Source organism: Pantoea sp. B65 (assembly GCF_047308185.1).
In the GTDB taxonomy this organism is placed as follows: Bacteria; Pseudomonadota; Gammaproteobacteria; order Enterobacterales; family Enterobacteriaceae; genus Erwinia.
Map to the genome: position 1 here is coordinate 176762 of NZ_JAHXPU010000044.1, position 25877 is coordinate 202638.

General features: G+C 53.4%; 13 protein-coding genes. All 13 read left to right on the forward strand.

Annotated elements, in window-relative coordinates; all coding sequences use genetic code 11:
• The first annotated feature begins 113 nt into the window (after positions 1-113).
• Positions 114-1031 (forward strand): carbon-nitrogen hydrolase family protein, encoded by a 918-nt coding sequence (locus JWF83_RS23455; protein WP_413652911.1) that lies wholly within the window; start codon positions 114-116, stop codon positions 1029-1031.
• Entirely contained in the window at positions 1024-1806 is a 783-nt protein-coding gene (locus JWF83_RS23460; RefSeq protein ID WP_413652912.1) for an ABC transporter ATP-binding protein, read from the forward strand. Before JWF83_RS23455 ends, JWF83_RS23460 begins: the two co-directional genes overlap by 8 nt.
• 22 nt (positions 1807-1828) lie before the next feature.
• Complete coding sequence (locus tag JWF83_RS23465; RefSeq protein WP_413652913.1) at positions 1829-2665, forward strand: ABC transporter permease; 837 nt, start codon at positions 1829-1831, stop codon at positions 2663-2665.
• A 2-nt stretch (positions 2666-2667) separates the two neighbouring features.
• Positions 2668-3684: an ABC transporter substrate-binding protein gene (locus JWF83_RS23470; protein ID WP_413652914.1), complete on the forward strand. Its 1017-nt coding sequence runs from the start codon at positions 2668-2670 to the stop codon at positions 3682-3684.
• 11 nt (positions 3685-3695) lie between these two features.
• On the forward strand, positions 3696-3908 hold the full coding sequence (locus JWF83_RS23475; RefSeq protein WP_413652915.1) for a hypothetical protein: 213 nt from the start codon (positions 3696-3698) through the stop codon (positions 3906-3908).
• Positions 3908-5275, forward strand: a complete 1368-nt coding sequence (locus JWF83_RS23480; RefSeq protein WP_413652916.1) for an amidase — start codon at positions 3908-3910, stop codon at positions 5273-5275. The genes JWF83_RS23475 and JWF83_RS23480 overlap by 1 nt, the downstream gene beginning before the upstream one ends.
• Positions 5272-6165: a DMT family transporter gene (locus JWF83_RS23485; RefSeq protein WP_413652917.1), complete on the forward strand. Its 894-nt coding sequence runs from the start codon at positions 5272-5274 to the stop codon at positions 6163-6165. Before JWF83_RS23480 ends, JWF83_RS23485 begins: the two co-directional genes overlap by 4 nt.
• Positions 6166-6483: 318 nt before the next feature.
• Positions 6484-7635: a porin gene (locus JWF83_RS23490; RefSeq protein ID WP_413652918.1), complete on the forward strand. Its 1152-nt coding sequence runs from the start codon at positions 6484-6486 to the stop codon at positions 7633-7635.
• 397 nt (positions 7636-8032) lie between these two features.
• The gene (gene mutS, locus JWF83_RS23495) at positions 8033-10588 is read left to right on the forward strand and encodes a DNA mismatch repair protein MutS (protein WP_413652919.1); all 2556 of its coding nucleotides are present in this window, start codon (positions 8033-8035) and stop codon (positions 10586-10588) included.
• 1159 nt (positions 10589-11747) lie between these two features.
• Complete coding sequence (locus JWF83_RS23500) at positions 11748-15716, forward strand: hypothetical protein (protein WP_413652920.1); 3969 nt, start codon at positions 11748-11750, stop codon at positions 15714-15716.
• Positions 15717-15855: 139 nt separating this feature from the next.
• Complete coding sequence (locus tag JWF83_RS23505) at positions 15856-19902, forward strand: hypothetical protein (protein WP_413652921.1); 4047 nt, start codon at positions 15856-15858, stop codon at positions 19900-19902.
• Between the two features lie 182 nt (positions 19903-20084).
• Positions 20085-22493: an SET domain-containing protein gene (locus tag JWF83_RS23510; protein WP_413652922.1), complete on the forward strand. Its 2409-nt coding sequence runs from the start codon at positions 20085-20087 to the stop codon at positions 22491-22493.
• A 111-nt stretch (positions 22494-22604) separates the two neighbouring features.
• Positions 22605-25853, forward strand: coding sequence for an SET domain-containing protein-lysine N-methyltransferase (locus JWF83_RS23515; protein ID WP_413652923.1), 3249 nt, complete (start codon positions 22605-22607; stop codon positions 25851-25853).
• Positions 25854-25877: the final 24 nt, after the last annotated feature.

Genomic DNA, 25877 nt, shown 5'->3' on the forward strand with positions numbered 1-25877 from the left:
GAGCAGGTCAGGATAAAATTATCACATATGATAATTTTTCTCCCATAAGAAAAAAATATTAGCAAATGCTACCGGTTAATAGCAGTTTAAAAAAAAGTTAACTGGAGACGACGATGTCAGAGATAACCCTCGCCAGCATCACCCTGCCCGCGTATTACGACAAGTCGCGCAATCTTGCCAACCTGCTGCGCTGGCTGGAACGGGCGGCGCAGGCCGGTGCGCAACTGGTGGTCTTTCCGGAGCAAATCCTGCAGGGCTATCTCCCTGATACCCTCAACTGGAGCCGCGAAGCGGTGTGCTGGCAAATGGAGCATGCTGAAGTGATTGACGAGGGGGAAAGTGTACAAACCCTGATCCGGCACGCGCGTCGTCTTAATCTGCACCTGGTGTTTGGCATGACCGAGCGTCACCCCGAACATAGCGAAGTTCTGTTTAACAGTGCGGTGCTGCTCGGACCGGATGGCGTGCTGGGCACCTACCGCAAAGTCCACCAGCCGGGGGATGAAAAACATGTTTATTACCCCGGCAACGATTTCCCGGTCTTTGACACGCCGCTTGGCCGTATCGGTATGTTGATTTGCTACGACAAAGTGTTCCCGGAAAGCACCCGCGAGCTGGCGCTGAAGGGCGCAGACATCATGATTATGCCTACCGCCTGGGGCTATGCCGGGGATGGCAGCGCCGGAGATGCCGATCCGATGGTCGACAGTTACACCCTGTTTGGCCGGGTGCGCGCGCTGGAGAATCAGTGCTGGATGATTGAATCCAATCTCTGCGGCCAGCACGGCAACCTGCACTATCACGGCCACAGCCGCATCATCAATCCGTTGGGAGAGATTATCGCCGACAGCGGCGATCGCGAGGGCATGGCGCTGGCGACGGTCAATATCCGTCAGGCAATTCAGCGCAGTCGCAGCGCTGACTACCTCGGCTATCACTTTCTGAAAGATTATGTGCCGGTGAAGGCACCGCCTTCGCCGCTTACCGTACAGCATTGCTATACGCCAGTTGCAGGAGGTCAGGATGAGTAAAGTACTGGAAGCGGCAGGTATCCACAAAAGTTACCCCATAGCGGGTGGCCGGGTGGATATTCTGCGCAATCTGAATTTTCATGCGCAGCGCAATGAGTTCGTCTCTTTTGTCGGCCCCAGCGGCTGCGGCAAATCAACGCTGTTTAATATTATTACCGGCCTGCTGATGCCCGACAGCGGCAGTATTCTGCTGAAAAATCGCGAAACCACCGGCAGCCCCTCACCAGAACTGGGTTACGTCCTGCAGAAAGACCTGCTGTTCCCGTGGCGCACCGTGATGGATAACGTGATGCTTGGTCTGGAAGTGCGCGGCACGCCGAAAAGCGAAGCACGCGAACGCGCCATGGCGCTGTTCGAGTTGTATCACATGCAGGGCTACGAAAAGAAATATCCCGCCCAGCTTTCTGGCGGCATGCGTCAGCGCGTAGCGCTGATGCGAACCATGGTGACCAACCCGGAGATTATTCTGATGGATGAGGCTTATAAGGCGCTCGACTATCCGCTGAAAATTGCCCTGGAGAGCGAACTGCTCAGCGTGGTCAAGCAGCAGCAAAAGACGGTAATTTTCATTACCCATGATATCGAAGAAGCAGTGACCCTCTCCGACCGCGTCTATGTGATGAAGGCGCATCCTGGTGAAATTGTCCAGGAGATCCACGTTGACCTCAATACCGATAGCCTGCTGATCCCCGAACGGCGCTTGTCGCCACGCTTCAATGAATATTACGAACGTATCTGGCGCAGCATTGGCACTCAGCCCACCCCTGTAAACTGACTGATATGAGGACATCATGGAGATGAACAGCGTTTCATCACGCCAGAGCGTGCCCGGCGCAGCCGGACGCCGGCCGCGTGAAGCTTTTTTCCGCTCCCAGAGCGCGCGACAATACACCCTGATTATCCTGCAGATCGCTATCGTCGTTGCTCTGCTGGCCGGCTGGGAACTGGGAGTACGCGGCGGCAAGATCAATGCCTTTTTATTCTCCAGCCCGTCACAGGTCTGGGAGGTATTACAAACACGATTCCAGTCCGGGGAGATGCTGACAGATATTCGCGTCACCACCCTGGAAACGCTGATTGGCTTTGCTGTCGGCGCCATTGGCGGATCGGTACTCGGCCTGCTGCTGTGGTATTCACGCTTTATTTCCGATCTGGTCGCGCCATTTATCGCCGCGATTGGCGCCATCCCGGTGCTCGCCGTCGCCCCCATCACCATTATCTGGTTTGGCACGGAAATGCTTTCCAAAGTGGTCATCGTCGCATTTTCCTGCGTGGTGGTGTCGCTAACCACCTCCTATAAAGGTGCGTTACGTACCGACCCGGACCTGATCAACCTGCTGCGCTCTTTCAATGCCGGACGCGGCACCATTTTTCTCAAGCTGGTGGTGCCTTCGGCCATGCTCTGGGTGCTGTCCGGGATGCGTCTTAACGTCGGCTTTGCGCTGGTGGGCGCCATTGTCGGGGAGTACATCTCCTCAGACAGCGGCGTCGGGCACATGATCCTGCTCGGCAGTTCCAATTTTGGTATGAACATCGTGCTGGCTGGCATCGTGCTGGTGATGCTGATGATGCTGTGTTTCAACGCTCTGGTGGCGTTTATTGAACGCCTTCTTCTCTCCTGGGACAGGAAATAAACATGAAAACTTTTCGTTTACGCGGTATGTACACTGCTGTTCCGTTGCTGGCTGCGCTCTGCGCGCAGTCGGTACTGGCCGCCGACACACCGGTTCGCATCAACCAGGCTTTCCAGTCACTGCTGTACCTGCCGCTGTATGTGGCGCAGGAGCAGGGCTTCTTTAAGCAGCAGGGCGTGGCAGTAAAAATCAGTACCGGCGGGGGCGGCGCGCAATCCTGGGCCGCGGTGATTGGCGGCTCAGCCGACTTCTCGATTCAGGATCCGGTGTTTGTGCCGAAATCACGCGAGAATGGCGGTAATGGCGTGGTGGTGGCGGGGATACAGAATGCGCCAACCGTGTTTATCTTCGGCAAAGACGACACGCCGCTGCAGGATAATCTGGCCCATCTCGCCGGTAAACGCGTCGTCACCAGCCCACAGCCCGATACGACCTGGGCGTTTATGAGTTACCTGATCAAGCAGCAGAACCTGAAAGAGGTCAAACTGGTGCATGTGGCGATTGGCAATGAGATCCCGGCGGTGGCGGCAGGCCGCGCCGACTATGCACTGGCCGTGGAGCCACAGGTGAGCATGGCCGAGCAGCAGAATGGCCTGCATGCGGTTTACTCCTTCTCTGCCGCCCAGTCGTGGTATCCGTTCGCCTTCTCCAGCCTGACCACCACTCAACAGTATATTGATAAAAACCCGCAGGCGGCTCAGGGCGTGGTTACCGCTTTTGAACAGGCATCACGTTTTATTTACAGTCATCCGGATTCGGCGGTGGAAATTGCGCACAAATACTTCCCGAACCTGCCGGTGGAGCTGGTGAAGAAAGCGGTACAGCGTGAAATCGATGCCAAAGGCTATCCGGAAAACGTACTGGTGTCGAAGCAAGCCTGGGATAACAACATGAATATCTCGCTGTATGCCAAAAACATCAAAGCTTATCCTTCGGCCGCCACCTCTTATGAAAATAACGTCAATAGCGAACTGGCCAGCAAAGCGAAACAGGCCGTTGACGCAATGGGCACTAAGTAAGGAGTACGGCGATGACTGACGAAATTGCTGCCCGACTGGCGCTGATTAACCATTACTGCCCGGCGGATGCCGCCTTATTGCTACCGTTGCTGGCCGATTGTGCACAACGGGCGGCCGGGGTCACCGCCTTTGCCGCGCGCCATTTTCCGCCGACGCTGCTGTCGGCCAATGCCTGGGTCTCGCCATTGCATCCACCGGTGACGCCAGATACGGAGGGGTGCTGATGGCAGATATTCTGCAATATTCCATGGCCGAAGCCGGACGCCGGGTGCGCGCCCGGCAGTTCAGTTTTCCGGAACTGCTGGAAGCCTGCCTGGCGCGCGAAGTCGCCACGCGCGATCTCAATGCCTTTAACACACTCTATATTGATCAGGCACGCCAGGTGGCGCTGGCCAGCCAGTTGATGTTGGAACAGGGTTACGATCTGGGGCCGCTGCAGGGAATGCCGATTGCCATCAAAGCCAATATCGCCCTGGCCGGGGAAGAGATGCACGCCGGTAGCCAGATCCTCGCCGGGTCGCTGGCAGAGCAGGATGCCAGCGTAGTGCGGCGGCTGAAGCAGGCGGGAGCGATTATTATTGGCAGCACCAATATGCATGAGTTCGCCTGGGGCGGTACCACCAACAATCCGCACTATGGCGCCAGCGGAAACGCCTGGGATGCGCAGCGCATTCCGGCAGGCTCCAGCGGCGGTTCCGGCGTGGCGGCGGCAGTACGCAGTGCGCTTGGCGCCCTCGGTACCGATACCGGCGGCTCTATTCGTCTGCCGGCATCGATGAACGGCGTCACCGGGCTACGGCCTGGCGTGGGACGTATTGCCACCGATGGCATTTTCCCGCTGGCTTCCAGCCTCGATACCGTCGGGCCAATTGCCAGTTATGCGCAAGACTGTGCGCTGATGTTCAGCGCGCTAACTGGCGACCCGCTGGCAACCACGCTGCCCGATCTGCGCGGCCTGCGGCTCGGGTTGTTGGGTGAATATAGCGAAGCGGTGCAACCGGATGTCGCGCGCGCTTATCATGAGTTAGTGGCGTGGTTCCGTGCCGCCGGGGCGCAGTGTGAAACCCTGTCGTTTACCGGGCTGGAACAGGCAGTTAACGCCCTGGTGTTAATCAATCTGGCCGAACCCGCCGCACTGCACGCGGCGTGGCTGGCGGATCGCGCCGATGAATATGGTGAGGATGTTCGTCTGTTGCTGCAAGCCGGGCTGGGGATCAGCGCAGTGGAGTATTTACAGGCGCAGCGCTATCGCACCGGTCTGCGGCAGCAGATGTTGCAAATGTTCCGCCAGGTCGACGTGATCCTGACGCCAACGCTGCCGTTTACCGCGCCACTGAAAGGTCAGACCCAGGTCCGTATCGGCGATCAGGATGACAGCGTACTCACCGGCAATATGCGTTTTAACGCGCTGGCCAGTCTTGCCGCGCTGCCTGCCCTGAGTCTTCCCGCCGGGTTTGATCATGCGGGGTTGCCGATTGGTATGCAACTGATTGGCGCGGATGGCCGCGAGCAGCAACTGATGGCTATCGCCAGCCGTTTCCAGCAGGAAAGCGACTATCACCGGCGCACACCGGTTATGGCCGGACGTTGAAAAAACTCACCTTTCAGGATGTGCTGATCCTACTGGTAATAGTTTCAGGCTGGGCATTCAACGTTATTGCGATGAAATTTGGCCTGATGGAACTGCCGCCGCTGTTGATGTTGTTGTTACGCTTTATCATTGTGGCGGCAGTGCTGGTGCCATTTCATCCCCTACCGCGCCAGCAGATGCCGTTGCTATGCCTGCTGGCCTTCACCTTTGGTTTTGTGCACTTTGCCCTGCTACTGTTCGGCATGCAGTATACCGATGCCGGTAGCGCGGCGGTGCTGGTACAAATGGGAACACCAATGGCGATGGTGCTGGCAGCCGTCTGGCTGAGAGAGAAGCTCGCAATGCGGCAGATTATTGGCGTCGGCGCGGCGGTGGCCGGGGTGATGGTATTGTCCGGCAGCCCCTCTCTGCTCTCCTGGCACGGTCCGGCTCTGCTGCTGGTCAGCGCCAGCGGATGGGCCTGCACCAATATTCTGATTAAGCGCTCACCGCCGATCGCGCCACTGGCGATGACTGGCTGGCTGTCACTATTTGCTATTCCATGGGTATTGCTCAGTTCGCTGCTCACCGAACATCATCAACTGCATTCACTGCTGTCGGCTGGCTGGCGCGGCTGGCTTGGCGTGCTCTACAGTGCCTTTGGCTCCTCACTGCTGGCCTACTCGCTCTGGTACTGGTTGTTAAAAAAGTATCCGGTTAATCAGATCCTCCCCTGGTCGCTGCTCAGTCCGGCGCTGGCGATGCTGATGGGCGTCGCGATATTGGGTGAGAAACTTGATGAGGGCAAACTGTGGGGGGCCGGATTGATCGTCAGCGGCATTTTTATTGCGGTGGCGCATCCCTGGCTATTGCGGCACAACCTGTGGCGTAAAGGTAAAACGAGTTTGTGATAAGCGGGTGACGCTATCCGCGCAGCCAAATCCCGCTTATGCCTGAGAGCTGGGCTCACGCAACGATACTGCCGGGACAATGATATAAGTTAAATTATTGCTCATATTTTATTCCGCATATTTTACCTTCCCTAATTTTATATTTTAAATAACCCAAACTCTAAAAGTGCTATTTTTAGCATAATGTGCGTAAGCGCATTTTGCTAATTACTTTTCCTTTCACAGGAGTATAAGCGAGAGGGCGGAATATTTTCCGCTAAATAAAAAAGATTAACGCCGGTGCGTTATTAATTGTGGCAAAGTTAAGCAGGTATAATAATGGCAATAAAATTACGCGTTTTAAGCCAGGTGATTGGTTTAGCCCTGGTGGTAGGCAGCACCTCGTTTGCAACACATGCTGAGATAACCCTGTTAAAACAGGATCCACAGGCGGGAGACCCGCTGAGCCGCCTCAACTTTACCGTTGGTGGCAGCATCCGTCCTCAGTTCAATAATATGACAGGCGGCGGTGATAATGGTTCATATAAACGTAATGGTTTTGATGGCGGCACCCGTTTCCGCTTTGCCAGTGATTATTATCTATTCGATGATATCAGCTGGATAAATTATTATGAACTGGGTGTTAATATTCCGGCATTGTTTGACTGGGATCAGCATTACGCCGATGGCGCCAATGATACCAGCCGCCGTATGTTATATACCGGCCTGAAAAGTAAAACCTGGGGCCAGTTGACCTATGGTAAGCAAAACAGTACCTATTATGATGTGGTAGGCGCGAAAACCGATATCTGGGATTACGACATGGTGGCGCAGGCACCAGGTAACGGTATTAATGGCGACTACGACGGTTCTTACCGTTCACGCAATATGCTGAAGTACAAAAATAGCTTTGGCGACGCTGACGTCTACGTCTCCTATCTGTTCAGCGATGATGAATATCTGCCGGGCAACGGTCTGCGCTACAAACGTGAAGGCGGCGGCTCGCTGGGTGTTGATTATCATCTGACCAAAGATCTCAGCTGGGGTACCGCGTGGAACTACACCCAGGCGGAAATGCGTGATCCTTCAGATAACAGCAGCAAAGAGTACGACCAGAACATTATTGGTACCGCGCTGAGCTGGAAACCAGACAACTGGACGCTGAGCTTTGGCGGCGGCTGGTACAGCAACTTCCTGACCACCAAACAAGTTGATGTTAACAACTACTTTGCCGGTGATGCCTGGGGCATTGAGTATTTGGCTGGCTATACTGTCCCGGTTGGCCAGTATGCGCTGAAATCTGTGATGCCTTACTTTATGGGCGACCGTCTGGAATACGCCACTGGCCGTGATTATCAGCGTATTGATAACGGTGTCGGTGTTACCTTCCAGTTCGACTACGGCTTCCGCGCCGATGTGGAACATGTGCTGACCTCCAGCACCGACAACCTGGGTGATATGACCCTGGTGCGTCTGCGTTACGACTTCTGATGATCATAGCGCCTCGCATCCGGGGCGCTGTATTAGCCGTCGATGATTTAACTTACCAGTCAGAACTAAGCTACCTATCAGCCATACCCCAACCTGATGCGCAGCGATGTTGCCGGTCCATATTAGCTTTATCCCTCCGCAACCCCACTTCCGGTTACATCTGATTTTTACGGTATGATTTCCGTTTTTAGCTGTGACAGCCGATTGCCCGCTGGGCTAGTATAGCCGGTGCAAAAGCACCGATAGCCTGCTGGCATTAGGTAATATGTCAGCCCGGCTGCAACCTGAACGCAGCCAGCGCCAGATTGACTGATTTTTAACGAGACTCTGTGATGCCTAATGATGACAACAAAATCACAACTAACTTTACTTTCAACGGACTGAAGCTGGTAACCCTATGACTGGTACAGAAAAACTTGATGCCCACACCCCAATGATGCAGCAGTACTTTCGTCTGAAAGCAGAGCATCCCGATATTCTGCTGTTTTATCGGATGGGCGACTTCTACGAGCTGTTTTATGACGATGCCAAACGCGCCTCGCAGCTGCTGGAAATTTCGCTCACTAAACGAGGCGCTTCCGCCGGTGAACCCATCCCGATGGCCGGCGTCCCCTACCATGCGGTAGAAAACTATCTGGCCAAACTGGTGCAGCTGGGGGAATCGGTGGCTATCTGTGAACAGATCGGCGACCCGGCGCTGAGTAAAGGTCCGGTTGAACGTAAAGTGGTGCGCATTGTAACCCCCGGCACCATCAGTGATGAAGCACTGTTGCAGGAGCGGCAGGACAATCTGCTGGCGGCCATCTGGCAAGGCCCGCGCGGTTTTGGCTACGCCACCCTCGATATCAGCTCGGGCCGTTTTCGCCTTGCGGAACCGACGGATAAAGAGACCATGGCGGCGGAGTTGCAACGCACCAACCCTGCCGAACTGCTCTACCCGGAAGATCTTGCCGCGATGGAGCTGATCGACCATCGTCGCGGCCTGCGGCGGCGCCCGTTATGGGAATTTGAACCCGATACCGCACGCCAGCAGTTAAATATGCAGTTTGGTACCCGCGACCTGAGCGGCTTTGGTGTGGAGCAGGCGCATATGGCGCTGCGTGCCGCAGGTTGTCTGCTGCAGTATGTTAAAGACACGCAGCGCACCTCCCTGCCACATATTCGTTCTCTGACCATGGAGCGCCAGCAGGACGGCATCATTATGGATGCCGCGACGCGGCGCAATCTGGAGATCACGCAAAACCTCGCCGGCGGCAGTGAAAATACCCTCGCTTCGGTACTGGACCGCACCGTGACGCCAATGGGCAGCCGCATGCTGAAACGCTGGCTCCATATGCCGCTACGTGATGCGGTGATGATCAATCATCGCCAGGAAAGTATTGAAGCGCTTCAGGAGGCCGCGGCGGAACTGCAACCGGCACTGCGCCAGGTGGGTGATTTAGAGCGGATTCTGGCGCGACTCGCCCTGCGTACCGCACGGCCGCGCGATCTGGCGCGCATGCGTCACGCTTTCCAGCAGTTGCCTGAGTTACGTGCGCAGCTGCAGCCGGGCAAAGTACAGCACCTGCAGACGCTGCGCGAGCAGATGGGGCAGTTTGATGAGCTGCGTGATCTGCTGGAGCGCGCCATTATCGACTCACCGCCGGTGCTGGTGCGCGACGGCGGCGTCATTGCCCCCGGTTATAATGCCGAACTGGATGAGTGGCGGGCGCTGGCCGATGGCGCCACCGATTATCTTGATCGTCTGGAAATTCGCGAGCGCGAAAAACTGGGTCTGGATACCCTTAAAGTCGGTTTTAATGCGGTGCATGGCTACTATATTCAGGTCAGCCGCGGGCAGAGTCATCTGGTGCCGATTAACTATGTGCGCCGGCAGACGCTGAAAAATGCGGAACGCTATATCATCCCGGAACTGAAAGAGTACGAAGATAAAGTGCTGACGTCGAAAGGGAAAGCGCTGGCGCTGGAAAAAGGGTTATATGAACAGCTATTTGACCTGTTGCTGCCCCATCTGGAAGCCTTGCAGCTCAGTGCCGCCGCGCTGGCGGAGCTGGATGTATTGTCCAACCTGGCGGAACGCGCCTGGACGCTGAATTATACCCGTCCACAGCTGAGCGATAAAATCGGCATTAAGTTAACCGGCGGACGTCATCCGGTGGTAGAGCAGGTGCTGAAAGAGCCGTTTATTGCCAACCCGCTGAGCCTGTCGCCTCAGCGCCGCATGCTGATCATCACCGGCCCGAATATGGGCGGTAAAAGTACCTATATGCGTCAGACGGCACTTATCGCGCTGATGGCCAGTATCGGCAGCTTTGTTCCGGCGGAACAGGCGATTATCGGCCCCATCGACCGTATTTTCACCCGCGTCGGAGCAGCGGACGACCTTGCCTCCGGCCGTTCTACCTTTATGGTGGAGATGACCGAAACCGCTAATATTCTGCATAATGCCACGGAATACAGTCTGGTGCTGATGGACGAAATTGGTCGCGGCACCTCCACCTATGATGGCCTGTCGCTGGCCTGGGCCTGCGCGGAAAGTCTGGCGAACCGCATTAAGGCGATGACGCTGTTTGCCACCCACTATTTCGAACTGACCACCCTGCCGGAGAAAATGGAAGGGGTGGTTAATGTCCATCTGGACGCGATTGAGCATGGCGACACCATCGCCTTTATGCACAGCGTGCAGGAAGGGGCCGCCAGCAAGAGTTATGGTCTGGCGGTAGCCTTACTGGCCGGCGTGCCGAAGGATGTGATTAAACGCGCACGACAGAAGCTGAAAGAGCTGGAAGCGCTGTCAGGTAGCGCGGCCGCCTCCAGCACCGATGGCGCCCAGCTGCCATTGCTGGTGGCCGAGAGCTCACCAGCGGTTGAAGCGCTGGAAGCGCTGGACCCGGACTCATTGTCACCGCGTCAGGCGCTGGAGTGGATCTACCGGCTGAAGTCACTGGTATAATGTTTCAGGCCACCGGCACTGCCGGTGGCTTTATTTCCGCCCATGCGACCCGCTTGAGAGTTATCTAAAAAATCGCTACAAGACAATCTCTCATCAGAGGGACTGAAATGGCTTGAGCAACTTCCGCCAGATAAATCCCCTGATGGTCATCCTGAATGAATGAGCGTCGCCTCGCTATATAAACAGCCTGAAAAAAGCTTTTACGAACTCGGTATCAGGATAGAATACATAGCCCTGTTTTACGGTTTTGAATATAAAGATCTGATAAATGCTATCTATTAACCCGGCTTACCCGGCGGGGTAGCGCCGCCAACGCCGGAACTCAGCCCAGGCTCAATGGCCCAGGGAAAACTTTATGCCGCATAACGGCACAAGCCGGAATGTCGCCGGCTTCTACTATCGAAGCAAGCATCGGCGGTCCATGCCTGGTATTACCGCGCAGCAACTGGCTAATTTTTATCAACTCAGTTATGACGTGCTGAAAAGATGGATATAACGGTAGCGATTTAAAAAGCGGTTCAGCTGCCCGGCCCCCCTCCGCCCCCTGATAAAAAGCGCTGATCTTAATCACCGCTCTCACCTTCCCTGTCTGCTATCAGTCCATCGGTCTCAGAATGAGCGGATTATGTTATCTGGCAATAAAATAATATGACAATCTCCTGATGAAAAAATCATGAAAAGTGATAGAAAGGAGAAAGACATGGATGGTGTAAATAATAACAACAGTAATAATTCTATATCCCGGTCAGAAGATGCAAATCGTCTTGTCCGCCGCCGCAATAGCGATGTCCCCCTGAAAGCGGTGACAAGCGCCAGCAATAGCTCACAGGTATTGCACCAGAGCAGCTTATTACATCGCCCCCTGCCAGAAATAAGCCAGTTCATCGCGCAAAAAAACGCTTCCCCGCCACAGTTATTATGCGCCGCCGCATTCGCATACTCAGCGGAAAACCTCCCTCGCCGCGACATCACCTGCCGGCCAAACTATACGGCTCCACCCGCGGATTGCTCAGCAACAGCCCGCAAACCGGACCACTGCCCCCCGGCGCCGCTTAATATTGCCAATGCTGCTATCTGGCCAGGAGAAAACCGACCGCTGCACTGTTATGCCAAAAAACACCCGGTGCAAAACAGTAGTAAATTAAAAATAATCCAGCTTATGGCAGAAGATACCTCTCCTGCCCTGCTTTCCTCTGCCGCCGCAGCCGACGACGCATCGAATACAGCGCGAACTAACCAGCAATTAAGTACTGCGTTAGCAGAAATAGCGTCCACACCACGCAAAAGCCCCAAACGCATTAGCGGTCTGCAAACCCTTTCCGACGCGTTACCTGCAGATACCTTACTGGAAAATACCTCACCGCAGGTACAACAGCAGCTTTCCAGCCTGTTCTTCTCGCTGGTCGATAAAAACATCCCACCAACAGAAGCCTGCACGGAAAATCCGGTGACGGTAAAACAGCTATCCGATGCAATTGCTCATGCCCATGCCATGTTGCTGCTAACAGAATCGCTGACGCTGGATATCAGTCAGCTGGATGAAAAATATAAAACGACCTGCGTACTGATGGCTAAGCGGCATCACCAGCAGACGGGAAATAACGCCGCCAGCCAGGCGAAAAAAAACCGCAAACAGCCGCCGGCAGCGGAAGCAGCCACAGAACCGGCCGGGCTGAAGACGCTGACCGTCAAAGCCCGGCAGTGGCTTGAAAACCATCGGGCGCCCAAAAATGCTTTTGGCAGGGTGGTCGTTAAGGACGCGGCGCAAATTTATATCGATAATGAAAAAGTCATTAAGCGGCTAAATATCACACAAAAACAGATGGCGCTGTTTAACGACATCGCCGCTGAATCTCTGGAGGCAACGGTATATAAAATCAAACGAACCACCCAGCCGATACCGGAACTCACCGCCAGACAGCGTAACTGGCTGAATGCCAACCTGATGAAAGCCAGCCCTCCCGGGAAGGCGACAGGCAAAGCGGTGGCAAAATTTTACTGTGCGCGGGAAGCGGAGCTGGTGAGCACCGGGATAAGTTCAGCACAGCTGGCGGAATTCTACGGAACCCCACCGGACAGCCTGCAGAAGCGGATACGCGATGTGCGGAATCAGCAGGCAGGTCTGGTTCATACCCTGACAGAGGAGAACAGAAGCTGGCTGGCTGACATTGACTGGCAACAGGACGCTGACGGCAACGTCGCCATAAGCGAAATCGCCACTTTCTTTCTTTCCCGGCAGCAGGAGATGAAAGAACAGGGAGTCATTCTCAAGGATCTGGCGTTATTCCACGACGTAAAAGTCGACATGCTGGCAAAGGAGGTCAGCAGGCTCAGGCAACAAACCGCAGCGAAGAAGCGGATATTAACCGATAAAGCCAGACAATGGCTGGATATGCAGCGCTGGAGAAGAGACCAGGACGGCAACGCGGTGCTGGATTATATTGGCCAGTTCTGGTTTGACCAGCAGCAGGCGTTAAGAAAAAATAATATTGCCAAAGAAGATCTGGCCAACTACCACCATATTCCGTTTAAAGACCTGCTTTATAATATACGCAAACGACAGAAGATGGCACAGGGCACCAACCCAAAGCTCAGTGAAGTACAAAAAGAGTGGCTGGAGAAATATGGGCCGCAGGGAGACCATATCCAGGCCAGGGATATTGCTGATTTCTTTATTGCCAGTGAAGAGTTAAAACAACAGAAAATTCCGGTACTGAGCCTTGCCGCACACTATGGTATCCCCAGCGGCTCAGTATATAAATGGATATATCAGCTGGAAGGGCCAAAACTGACAGGAGAGGAAATTAACTGGCTTAACGTCAACGGGCCATCCGAAAAAGCAGTGCCGGAGGATATTGCGGCGTTTTATCTGGCGAATCAAAAGGAACTGAAAAGCGCCCTGAAAAACTTCAGCCTGATGAACCTGGCTTTGCACTACAAAGTCACCTACTCCGCGCTGATTAGCCGTATCGATATATTAAGAAGTAAAAGCAACAGTAAGACCCCGGTACTGACGGAGAAAGCCGTTCAATGGTTTACCCGGCATTTACCCGCAGACGCAAACCCGCAAATCAGCAATCCTGCCGCGGCCGATCTCTGGCTGGCGCATGAAGCTGAGTTAAAGTCACTGGGGATCAGTGTCTGGAGCTTTGCTACCCGTACCGGCGTACACCCCTCAAGCCTGTCGGCGCTGATCGCCCGACGTAAGGCGGAACAGAGATTAGCGACAGAGCAACTGACACCGGCAGCGCAAAAATGGCTTGATAACCTGAAGCTGGAGGAGAGCGAAAATGAGGAGCAGGAAGAAGAGTATGATGATGATGATGAAGAGCACGCCAGCCCCGCGGCTGTGGCACGGTTGTGCATAAAGCATCAGGAGCAGCTAAAGCAACTGGGGATCAGCGACTATCAGATCGCCAAACGTTTCGGCCTTAATTTTGAAACGCTGATACGGGTACTGGCCGAAGAAAAAAAAATCCTCAAAGTATCGCAGCAGTCATTGACGTCAGAGGCGCAGCAGTGGCTTAGCAATATGCGGCTTCAGTTAAGCGGCAAGGTAAATATTGTCACCATTGCCCGCCATTGTCTGGAGCAGCAACAGCAGATCCAGCAACACCGCATCAGCGTAGTGCACATCGCTCAACGCTTTGATATCCCCCCCACCTCACTAAGCCAGGCGATATCAAAAACACGCAAAAAAATCAAACAACTACCGACGGTAACCTCACCGCCGCCGGAGCAGGAAGCCACCGCCGCAACCGGCTCAGAAGCCGTCATTAAACAGGAACCGGATACTGCTATTGAAGTCCGGATGGTCAATGACCCGTCGCTGCGCTTTAAAAACAGAAACCGGCCGGTGCTGATACCACCGGAAGATACCGCAATTGCGCAGGAGCTTGAGCAGGGACCGATGCGCGAATTACTGTCGACTATCGATGCCGGCACCCTTAATTTTATTCAGTTCCCACCCTCACTGCAGCGCAACCGGGCGATTGTCGCCTCTGCCACCCGCCGCCTTCGTCAGCTGGTCACCGCGGCGCAGGACGGAACCTTAGATGCACGGCTTAAAGCCGATAATCACTATGCTTTAATCGTGGATGAACAACATCCTGAATTAGGAACCGGACTGATTGCGAAAAAAAAATTGCCGCCAGGACTGGTGCTGGATTTTTACCGCGGCGTTTCCTATGCCAACCGGACGCAATACCAGCAGGCGGTCCAAAAGGGCGACATCACGCTATCGCAGTATTTCTTTGAGACCAGTGCCAGACGCAGCAGAAAAAAAGCCGGTACTCACAGGAGAAGACCCCAGATGGTGACCTCGGGGATTGGTGGCCATGTACGATTAGGGGATATGATATTTGCCAACACCGGGGAAATATCACAGACCGGGAGAGTACTGGCGTCGGAAAAGAATAATCTGCTGGCAGTAAAGGCCGAACATAATATTCTGGTCATTATGACCGGGCGCGCGGTAGAAGCAAATGAAGAGTTGTGCCTTGATTATAGTAAGTACTATTACGTCGTCCGGCATAATCCGGTGATAATTAAAACCGATCCGGAAGTAACGGTGCCGCTGGATCACTATCCACAGCTGAACTGGCTGATGGAAAATATTGACCTGCCGGATGCCTGGAGCGATCCGGTTTTTGAGATGATGCCCGAACTGATGGCGCAAAGCGCGATGTTTCGCAAAAAAAATGCCTGTCTGGTTATCACTGATGCCAGCGGGGTTATTATTCGGGTCATTGACTCCGCCACCGGCGATATTATAGAGCCGGAAGAGGCGCTGAATTCACGCCGGACGCTGGCAGTGATACAGAATGACGGCTGCAATCATTACAATTACTGGTGGGCGCCGTTCCGCAACGTCAGTTTTTCACTGATGGCTGATGGCAGCAGTTATCAGGTCGCGGCAGGCTGCGGCAACCGCTTGCAGGCGATTTCCCCCTCTGGTTTCTGTATGACAGAGGCTGCCGCCAGTGCTTTACGGTCCAGGGGAGTCAGAGGCCGTACCGCGCAGGCGATGCATAAAAATGGGCAGGCGCTGCGCGCAGAAATTAAAGCGTTTATCGAACAGGCGGACGTCAATATCCGTAGCCGGCTGGAAAAAAAGGTTGGACAATAAATCCCGGCAGCAGTGTGCCAGGAAAGAAGCGATAAGATTAACTATCGCTCTTCACTTATATTTATCACACTGCCCGTTGCTGGCATCCTGTTAATTCTATCTGTCGCTGAATAAGCAGAAATAGCCCATGGAGAGCGGCATGCCAAAAGTCGATAATAGCTCCGCACTGCAGCGGAATAATGCCCCGTCTCGCCACGTGGCAAACAAAGCATTAGCCATCCCGCACAATATCAGTAATAGCATATTAACGCTGCCGCTGACGGTAACCGCGGTACCGGCGGATTCCGCGCAACCAGGCAGCAAATCCCCCGGTGAATTTGCTGCCTGGTTACAGAATTATAAAAACCCACTGGCAACAGCCCCGGCGAGCGGGAAAGAGGGATATCATCCGGCAACGCTGTTACAACAGCCCGCTGCGCTGGCGTTACCTCTGCGGGTAAGACTTCCACCGCCGGTGGATGCCGGCTTTCATTATCTGCCGCCAGCCAGCTCAGCGTCAGCAACTGCCGTGCGGATCAAAACCACCACTGGCGGAGCGCTGCATGCTTTTGCCCGCGCCCAGGCCAAAAACGCGGCGATCATATTGCCACACGGCGCCCATACCCGGCTATCAACCTCAGCCGCGGCGGCTCAGAATCTCCGCGACCTGATCCCTGCCGTGAGTGACACAACCGAACCGTCGCCGGGTCCGTCAGATATGCAGCTTTTAGCGGTAGCTGAAGAGAGCGAAAGCGCTGAAGACGACATCCCCAGCAAAGCCAAAAAACCACGGCAAATCAGCGCAAAAAACCGGCAACATTTGTCGGCAACAGCACAGGAATGGCTCGAAAAATATCCGGCGCAGGTCAGTCCATTTGGCAAAGTGATGGTGCAGAGCGTGGCGAAAATATTTGTCGATCATAAAACCGAAATTGATCGCCTGGGCATTACCCTGTGGCAGCTGGCTGCGTTTCATCAGGTTAAAGCTGAATCGCTGAACACTTCCATCACTGAACTGAAGAAACAGAGGCTCCTGATAGCACAACTCGATGCCAACCAGCAGCAGTGGCTGGCGAAACATCCGGCAGAAACCATCCCGCAGGTAAAATCTCATGCCAAAGCGGTGGCAAAACTCTATGTTGCTCACCAGGCGGAACTGACCAGCCTTAAGCTCACCGACGCCCATCTGGCGGCATTACATGGCATACAGCTGCATAATCTGAAAACGCTCATCCGCGCGCAGAAAAACATATTGCCGCATTACAGCAATACGCTGGCGGCAGAAAAAAGAGGCTGGCTTGATCAGTTCCCGTGGCAACCGGGAATATACGGCAAAGTACCTTCAGTGGAAATCGCCGCTTTCTATTTCAGCTGGCGACAACAGCTAACAAAAAGAAAAATCACGGTAAAAGATCTGGCCACCTATCTCGATGTGAATTACGGACCGCTTTCCAGATATATCAACCGATTAAGTCAGAGAAAAGATAATATCCACCGAATGCTTCCGGATAATAGCAAAAAGATTCTGGACCAGTTGAACTGGCAGCGGCAGGAAAATGAACCCGTAGCGGTAGCGGTGGTGGCAAAACGCTGGTTTGAACAGCAGGAAGTCTTAGAAAAAAACCGTATCAGCCGTGAAGATATGGCGCTGTACCACGGAGTCAGGATTAAGGATCTGACCACTGAGATAAAAAAACTGGATATCTGCGCGGAAAAGCCGCAGGCAAAGCTGACCGCGGAAGAGAGTAAATGCCTTGAAGAGTACCAGCCACAAAAACAGAGCCTGACAGCCAAAGAAATTGCAAAACTCTATATTGCCATGAAGCGCACAAAGGATAAAAAGATCAGTGTTCCGGTACTTGCCGGGCACTACAAGGTAGCCAGTACCTCAATCTATAACTGGATACCGCAGTGTGAAAGCCGGCAACTGACCACGGAAGAAATTAAATGGCTGCAGCAGCATGGTCCGGAGAAGGATAACGCTGAAGCCAAAGATGTTGCAGAGCTGTATCACGCCAATAAGAGCTTTAAAGGTAAGAAATATATTGTCCCCAGTCTGGCTGCGCACTATGGCATATCAACCCGCTTGCTATACAGCTGGATACGCCAGCTGGAAGAGTCGAAACTGACCGCCGAAGGTATTGCATGGTTGAAGAAGCATGGGCCAGTAAAGAATCCATCCGGCAAAGTGGCGCCAGATGAACTGGCGGTTTTTTACCTGGCGCGGAAAAAAGAACTTAATAGCCATATCGAAAACTTCAGCATTAAAAACCTCGCCTTACACTACAAAATCAGCTGGCCGATTCTTATCACCCGCATGGGCTGTTTAAAAATGAGCAGCACCAGCCATAACGCCCCGCAGCAGCTGACAGCAGAGGCGCAGACATGGCTGGCGCAACACCCGTTAAGCCAGCGAAAAGGCGGACAGGGGACCATTGATGCTGCTGCCAGGTACTGGCTGGCGCATAAGGATCAGTTAAAATCACTGGGTATCAGCATCGGGTCCCTGTCCGGCCTGTTTGGCCTGTCTCCCGAACGGGTATGGAGCCAGAAAACGCTATTCCAGGAGCAGCACAGGTTAGCGACAATGATGCTGACACCGCAGGCGATAATGTTCCTCGAGGGACTAAAGCAGCAGCTAAAGCAGAAACAAAAGCGGCATATCAGCGCGGCGTCGGTGGCAACGTTCTGTGCAGAGAACTCACAGCAGATCAATCAGCTGCAAATTAGCGAGTTACAGATAGCCAGATATTTTGGCTTTAATGTAGTTACTTTTAGCAGAAAGCTGGCATTAATCAGGGCGGCAGGAGAAGCGACAACCGCCGTCTCAGCAGATATCGCCATTAAGCAGGAGCCTGATAGTAACGCCGCTGATGACGTAACGGTGTGGAATGAGGGATTGCGGCAGCGCAGTGCCGGCTATGCGGATGTGCCGGTACAGATCCCGCCAGAAGATGAACTGATCCTGCTGGGCCATCAGCAGGGTCCGTTGCGCGAAAAGCTGGCCAGCGTGGATATCAATACGGTCAGTTTTATTGACCCTCCGGCGCCACTGCGGCTGAAGCGTAACGCTGCCCGGCTGAATGCTGCAGAACAGCGCTGTCGGCTGCTGGTGCAGGCGGCACAGAACGGCACCCTCTACTCGCTGATGCAGCAGGAGGGCTATTTTACCCTGTTCCGTGATGAAGAAAACCCACAGCTGGGCTGGGAACAGATAGCGCTGAAAGATCTGCCGCAATGGTTTGTGCTGGCCATCTATTCCGGCATTCTGTATGAGAATGAAGCAGCTTACCATCAGGCTGCCTTTGCTGCCGACAGCAGCTTCCCGGATTATGCCTTTGAAATCCACTCCCGCCCGCTGACCGACGAAGACGATAAAGCCATTCACAGTAAACGCGTTGTTACCACCGGGATTGATGGCAGATATAAAACCGGACCGGCGGTATTTATCAATACGGCAAAATCGTCGAAAACAGGGAAAGCACTGGCCTCGAAAGACAATAACCTTATTGTCGTTAAGGCTGAACATAATATTATTGCCCTGATAACCAACCAGCCGGTAAAAAAAGGGCAGAAACTGCGCCTGTATTATGGCCCGCACTATCTTATGCAGCAGCATAAGCCGGTGCTGATAAAAAAAGATCCCGCGATGACCGGCCAGCAGCAGCTGATCTGGCTGGCCAGCAATATTGATAACCCCTATGCCTGGGTGGACAGCGCCATTGCAGCGCTGCCGCGACTGATGGCGCAAAATCCGTTATTCCGCAATAAAAAAGCCCTCCTGGTGATTACTGACCGGCAAGGAACGATTATTCAGGTCACTGACTCCCTGAGCGGGCAGCCGGTCTCCCCGGCAGAGGCGCTGCAGTCACGCCGCCCGCTGGCGGTCATGCAGCATGATGACGATCATCATTACAACTGCTGGTTGTCAGTAAAAAAAGGTAGCAATGTCAGCTTCAGCCAGGTGGCGGCGGATTTCCAGGTAACGCCCGGCGGCGAAAACCGCCTGCAGCCGATCGCCCGCTCAGGTTTCTGTATGACCGAGGCGGCAGCCACCGCGCTGCTGGAGCGGGGAAGACCCCCTCTGTCAGAACAAACTATCGCTAAGCACGGGCAGGCGCTACGCCGGAAAATTAAAAAGTTTATCCTGCAGGCGTCACCTGAGGCCCTGGCAGAGCTGGCCGCCCCGATAAGCGAGACCAGATAAATCGGCGCATAAAACCTGTGAGGGGAGTGGCGTAAAACCTGCCTTTATACGCTCTGCCGCTCTCAGTTAATACGCCGATGCTATCTATTGCTGAAACAAATAGTGCGTTCGCAATATGATGCAGGCGGCGGAAAATATGGCAGCCCGCGTAAAAAACAGCGGGACGAATACCGGGGAAACGAATGGAAAAAATAAACCACCCTGCTTTAGTGCACTACGCACCTAACGTCATCGGTGATGCATCAGGAAAGGCCGGCTTACCCACTACCGCGGTAAGAAATAGTGAATTATTCCCGACACTGACCCGTCTGCTGTTACCCTCTGCGACGCCAGCCTGCAGCCAGGCGCAGAGCCAGTTAGCGAAACCTCTGGCCAATAATAGTCCGTTGCTGCCGCCAGGGAAAAGATGCCATGCCGCTGTCAGCAGCGGTCAGCCGCCCTCTTTTGCAATGCCAGCGAGGCCGGCAACCATGCTAACCGCCGCGGCGAGCATTCCCTTGCCAGCGATAGCTGCCGCTGCCGCCACCGACAACCAGCCAGCAGCAGTGCCGTCAGTATCAACATCCCGTGGCGGCCCGCTACTGGCTTATGCGCAGCAACGGATAAAAAACCAAAAAAAACGTGGCGCCAAATCTCAGCGCATATTAAGCCCGGAAGCGTTGCAATGGCTGGAGAAATTGCCGCTATCGAAAAACGCGTTGGGGAAAGCCCAGGCACTGGATGTCGCCAGGCTGTTTATCCAACATGAAGATCAGATGCGCCACTATGGCATCACACGTAGCCATCTTGCCGGGATCTACCATATTCCCATCACTACCATTTCCACCATGGTAGCCCTGGAAAAGAAAAACAGTCTGCCATTACCCGCTCTGACGCCACAAGCAGAGAAGTGGCTTGAAAATAACCGCATGATCCCTGATGAAGAGCAAACGCTGACCATAAAAGAGATTGCCAGGCAATATCTTCTTATGTCGGAAGAAATGGCTCAGCTCAATATCACCTCTGCTCATCTGGCGAAATCATACCAGATAGACCATAACTCTCTGAAGAAAGGCATTTATGCATTAAATGCACATTCTGCAGGGAGATGTCGTAAATTATCAGAGGCTGCACTAACCTGGCTGGAATATACCCCGCCAGATCGGGATGAGAACGGAGAAGTTAAAAATGCCGATCTGGCAAGATTTTTCCTGAACAACACCCGCACGATGAAAGAGTTAAAAATAACCATACCGGCGCTGGCAGAGAAGTATGATACTTCACCTAAAGCACTATGGTCGCGCATACATGAAATAAGAAAAGCCAGCATCCCGACTTCCACCAGGCGGGAATTAACCGATGAAGTGGTTAACTTTCTGGATAAAACTTCACTGCCGCAGGATAGCGAAGGTAATACTCCGGCTACAGAAGTGGCAGCATTCTATATTAATAACCGTGAGGAACTCAAAAAGCAAAAAATCACCCGCGAAGCTTTGAATATCTACTTTTCCCTGCGCGTCAACCAGCTAAATTACCACATCAGTAAAATAGAAAGCCTGAGCTTAAAACCCGGCGCAGCAGCCCGTATCTGGCTTAGCGGGCAGCGGCTGAAGCAGAGCAAAAACGGACGGGTGCTGGCGAAAAGCGTTGCCGAATTTTACCGGCAGCATTATCAGCAGATAAAGCATTTTAACATTACTCTCACCATGCTGGCGGCGCACTTTAAGGTTACTTATGGCGCCCTGACTTACCGGATATACACCCGGCAACCACCAGCGGAACCGACGCTGGCGCAGCAGGTGACAACGGCCGCCAAACCGGATCCGGATGCCGATGAGGGTGTCGGCCCGTGGTATCCGTTATCGCTGTTATTTCAGAAAGAATTTCCGCTGCATATGCAACCCGAAGATGAACTGATTGCTCTGGGTTATAAGCAGGGGCCGCTACTGGAAAAGCTGGCGACGGTAAATATCGACACGCTTAACTTTACTGAATTTCCTGCCGCACTGCATGCTTACCGCGGCGAAGCCCGGCAGCGTCTGCAAATGCTGGTACAGGCAGCCCAGAATGGCACGCTGAATCAGCTAATTAAACAGGAGGGAAACTATGCGTTATACCGGGATGAAGAACAGCCGGAATTAGGCTGGGGAGTGATCGCCACGAAAGATATGCCGCCAGGATTTATACTGGAACCCTATCCAGGTTTTGTCTATACCACTAATGAGCAATATGAGAAAGCCGCCGCAGAGGCTGACTGTAGTTTCCCCCTATATGCCTTTGAATACCACAGTACACGCCCACGAAAAAAGGCTGACGGAAAAAATAAACGCCCGGCTAAAGTGAAATCAGCGATTGGCGGTCATTTACGCACCGGGCTTTCTCCCCATATCAATACTGCCAGCGTAGCGGCCAGTGGCAAAGTACTACATTCAGCGGCCAATAATGTCACTCCGGTCAAAGCCGGACATCATATTGTCGCCTTTATCACGACCTGCGAGATCAAAAAAGGCAGCGTGCTGTTAACCGATTACGGGGCTAAATATTGCGTTAAAAAACACCAACCGGTGAGTATCAAACAGGAACCGATGGGCAGTGATAGTGACAGCGATTAATACCGACAGTACTGACACCACTGAACCGGCAGATACCCGCAGGTGAGCCGGCTCGCTGAGCGTTGTTATCATAATGGAAATACTGATTAAGATTGCCGCAAGGAGAAATCCATGGAAAGAACAAATAATATTGTCTCATCCGCGATAACAAGTTGCGATAACCTCAGGAGATACTCTTCCCACAGCAAAACCCTGCCACAGCTAACCCGGATTACTAACAGCCGCTTACCCGCTATCAACATTCCTCCGGCGGCAGAACAACCGGTGGTTCGCTCCCTCCCGCCATTGACCGCGCAAGGCGCGCGCTCAGCGCCAGAGCGAACAACCATTCACCGGGACATTGGATTACCTTTGCGACCACAACCTGAGCCCGCATTACCGCCGGCTTTCACCGCCGTTTTGCCAGTCAGCGAAAGTCTCTGTCAGCGGCGGTCCGCTAGCGGCAATCCGGCGACAGAGCGAAAACTGCATCAGCTGGCAAGGGATAATTTATCGCTGCAAAACCATAAAATCCCGCTCAGCCAGCAAATCGCGCAAAAAATCCATGCCGCCATATCGCCGTGCGCCACAAAGGAGAGTGAAGCGAGTGAAGCAAAAAAGAAAAAGTCAGCCGGGCCGGAGACCTGCGCGGGTGGCCTGAGTGCGCAGGCGCAGAAATGGCTGACACAACATGCGGTAGCCAAGACCGCACGCGGGAAAATACAGGCGCTGAAGGTGGCGCAACTGTTTATCGCCAACGAAGAACAGCTCGGCAAACTGGGTATTACGCGTAATCTGCTCGCCGATCACTACCATCTGAAAAGGCTTACTCTGTCCACCATCATTGGCAGCCTTAAAAGAACCCCGCTACCGCTGGAGAAACTCAGTGTACAGGCACAAAACTGGCTGGAAAAAAATCCGGTTAGCGCCAGCAAAGCCGACAAGGTCACCGTCAGGGATGTGGCAAAATTTTATTATGATAAGGCAGCAGAACTTGCCGATTATAATATTACTTATGCCCACCTGGCAGCAGCGAACCAGATAAAAACCACGACATTAAACAAGCGAATAAATGAATTAAAGCCCGGGCAGAAGAGCATCGCCCGCAAACTGTCAGTGGCGGCCGAGAAATGGCTGAGCAAGCATCAGCTGGAGAAGATTAAAAATGGCAAAGTAAAAATCAGCATGCTGGCGTCATTCTATCTCGATAATTACCGCAAAATTAAACAATTTAAAATCACCCTGAGCGCGCTGGCCGATCTCTATGATATCACACCGGGTTCACTGTCGACGCGCATTCGTTATATCAAAGAGAGCCGCGAGGGAGGGACCCGGGAGATAACCGATGAGATCATTGAAAAACTGCAGAAATACACTATTCCGGCGGATAAGGACGGTAAAATCCCGCTGGAGAGCATTGCAAAATTCTATCTTGATAATAAAACCGAGCTAAAAAAAAACCACATAACCCGCGATGACCTGGCAATTTATCATCAGCAAACACCTTGTGCATTAAACGCTAAGATCAACAAAATCAATACCGCGTATGCCCGCCATGATTTAAAGCTAAACGCACAGGCGCAAACATGGCTGAAGCGCACCTCGCTGAAGAAAACTCCGGATACTCAGGTAACCGCCAGGGAGGTCGCCGAGTACTACCTGGAGCACAAAACAGAGATACAACGGCTGAGTATCAGTAAAAGCGGTCTGGCGCTCTGGTATGGCTTTCGACCTGAGTACCTGTCAAGAAACATCAGTGAACTGATGATTAAATCCGGCGATCTGAAACTGACTGTCGCGGCTGAAATCTGGCTTGCCGGACACACGCTGGAAACCGATCGGCACGGGGTGGTTGCAGCAAACAGCGTGGCCGAATTTTACCGGCGAAATGAAGCGCAGATAAAAAAACTCCATATCACCCTGGCGAGTCTGGCGGTGTACTACGATGTCAATTATACCACCATGACCCATAAAATATTTTTTAGCAAAGATGCGGCGACACAGAAACAGCCGCCGGCAGAGGTGACAGTTAAACAGGAAGCGGATGCCGATCACGACGTCAGGCCATGGTATCCGCCAGAGATACGGGCATTTCAGCGTCTGCCGGTGCTGATTGCCAGAGAAGATGAGCACATAGCGCTGGGATATGAACAGGGTCCGCTGCGCGAATTGCTGGCCGGGGTCCATGCCGGCACCCTCAGTTTTCATCCATTGCCATCAGACCTGAAGCTGACGCCGGCGCAGCGCAAAAAGGCGACGCAGCAGCTGCGCCAGCACGTATGCGCGGCGCAAAATGGCACCTTACAGCAGTTAATTCAGCAGGAGGGCTATTTTTTCCTGCAGGTTGATTTTCAGTACCCGCAATTAGGTACCGGCCTGGTGGCGAAAATTGCGCTGGAGAAAGGCACCATGGTCGGGCTGTATGCCGGGGTGGTATACCACAATAAGCAGGAGTTCACTGATGCCGCCAGACAGGCCGACAGTAATTTTCCGATGTATTCTTTCCAGTTACAGGCCCTGCGCGCCCGGCGCAAACAAGGCCAACAGAGAAAAAAGTCACTGCAGGTAAATGCCGCCATCGGCGGCCAGCTGCGTAACGGCTATATGGCCTATATAAATACTGCGGAGATCGGTACGGATGGCAGGGTTCTTCCTTCGGCAAAGAATAATATCACTGCGGTAAAAGCAGGAAAAAATATTATTGCGTTTATTGCCAATCGGCATATTGCCGCAGGAGAGGAGTTATTAACCGATTATGGCCAGTATTATTATGTCGGCATCCACCGGCCACTCAGGGTTAAACCAGAACCGGCGGATATGCTGCCGCTGGATGAATATCCGCCCCTGGTATGGCTGATTGATAATATCGATCGTGCGGAAAGCTGGACCGCACCGGCATTTGAAATTATGCCACGCCTGATGGCGCAAAGTACTTTATTCCGCCAGAAGAACGCCTGCCTGGTTATCACTGACCGGGATAATATTATTATCCGGGTTATTGATTCGACCAGCGGCGAGATCACAGAACCGACGGTAGCATTGCAATCAACCCGCCCGCTGGCGGTTATTCAGAATAATGGCAGAAATCATTACCATTGCTGGTTACCGGCGGGCGGCAATGTCAGTTTTGCCCTGATGCCGGATGGAAAATCCTTTCAGGTCATCTCCGGTGGCGATAACTATTTTCAGGCCATTCCGCGTTCAGGTTTCTGTATGACGGAAGCCGCCGCCACCGCGTTACTGGCCCGGGAAGCGGCACCACCCTCAGCTGCGCTGATCCGACAATACGGCCAGTGGCTGCGTAGCGGGATAAAAAACTTTATATGGCAGGCCAGCGCCGATTTACGTACGCAGCTGGTAAACCTGATACCGCCAACTTAATGTCCGGAGAAATGCATGGAAAGC

What these genes read in the sequence shown, in the direction of transcription:
- JWF83_RS23455 (WP_413652911.1), top strand. Translation starts at nt 114, where the DNA reads ATGTCAGAGATAACCCTCGCCAGCATCACCCTGCCCGCGTATTACGAC.
- JWF83_RS23460 (WP_413652912.1), top strand. Translation starts at nt 1,024, where the DNA reads ATGAGTAAAGTACTGGAAGCGGCAGGTATCCACAAAAGTTACCCCATA.
- JWF83_RS23465 (WP_413652913.1), top strand. Translation starts at nt 1,829, where the DNA reads ATGAACAGCGTTTCATCACGCCAGAGCGTGCCCGGCGCAGCCGGACGC.
- JWF83_RS23470 (WP_413652914.1), top strand. Translation starts at nt 2,668, where the DNA reads ATGAAAACTTTTCGTTTACGCGGTATGTACACTGCTGTTCCGTTGCTG.
- JWF83_RS23475 (WP_413652915.1), top strand. Translation starts at nt 3,696, where the DNA reads ATGACTGACGAAATTGCTGCCCGACTGGCGCTGATTAACCATTACTGC.
- JWF83_RS23480 (WP_413652916.1), top strand. Translation starts at nt 3,908, where the DNA reads ATGGCAGATATTCTGCAATATTCCATGGCCGAAGCCGGACGCCGGGTG.
- JWF83_RS23490 (WP_413652918.1), top strand. Translation starts at nt 6,484, where the DNA reads ATGGCAATAAAATTACGCGTTTTAAGCCAGGTGATTGGTTTAGCCCTG.
- mutS (WP_413652919.1), top strand. Translation starts at nt 8,033, where the DNA reads ATGACTGGTACAGAAAAACTTGATGCCCACACCCCAATGATGCAGCAG.
- JWF83_RS23500 (WP_413652920.1), top strand. Translation starts at nt 11,748, where the DNA reads ATGGCAGAAGATACCTCTCCTGCCCTGCTTTCCTCTGCCGCCGCAGCC.
- JWF83_RS23505 (WP_413652921.1), top strand. Translation starts at nt 15,856, where the DNA reads ATGCCAAAAGTCGATAATAGCTCCGCACTGCAGCGGAATAATGCCCCG.
- JWF83_RS23510 (WP_413652922.1), top strand. Translation starts at nt 20,085, where the DNA reads ATGGAAAAAATAAACCACCCTGCTTTAGTGCACTACGCACCTAACGTC.
- JWF83_RS23515 (WP_413652923.1), top strand. Translation starts at nt 22,605, where the DNA reads ATGGAAAGAACAAATAATATTGTCTCATCCGCGATAACAAGTTGCGAT.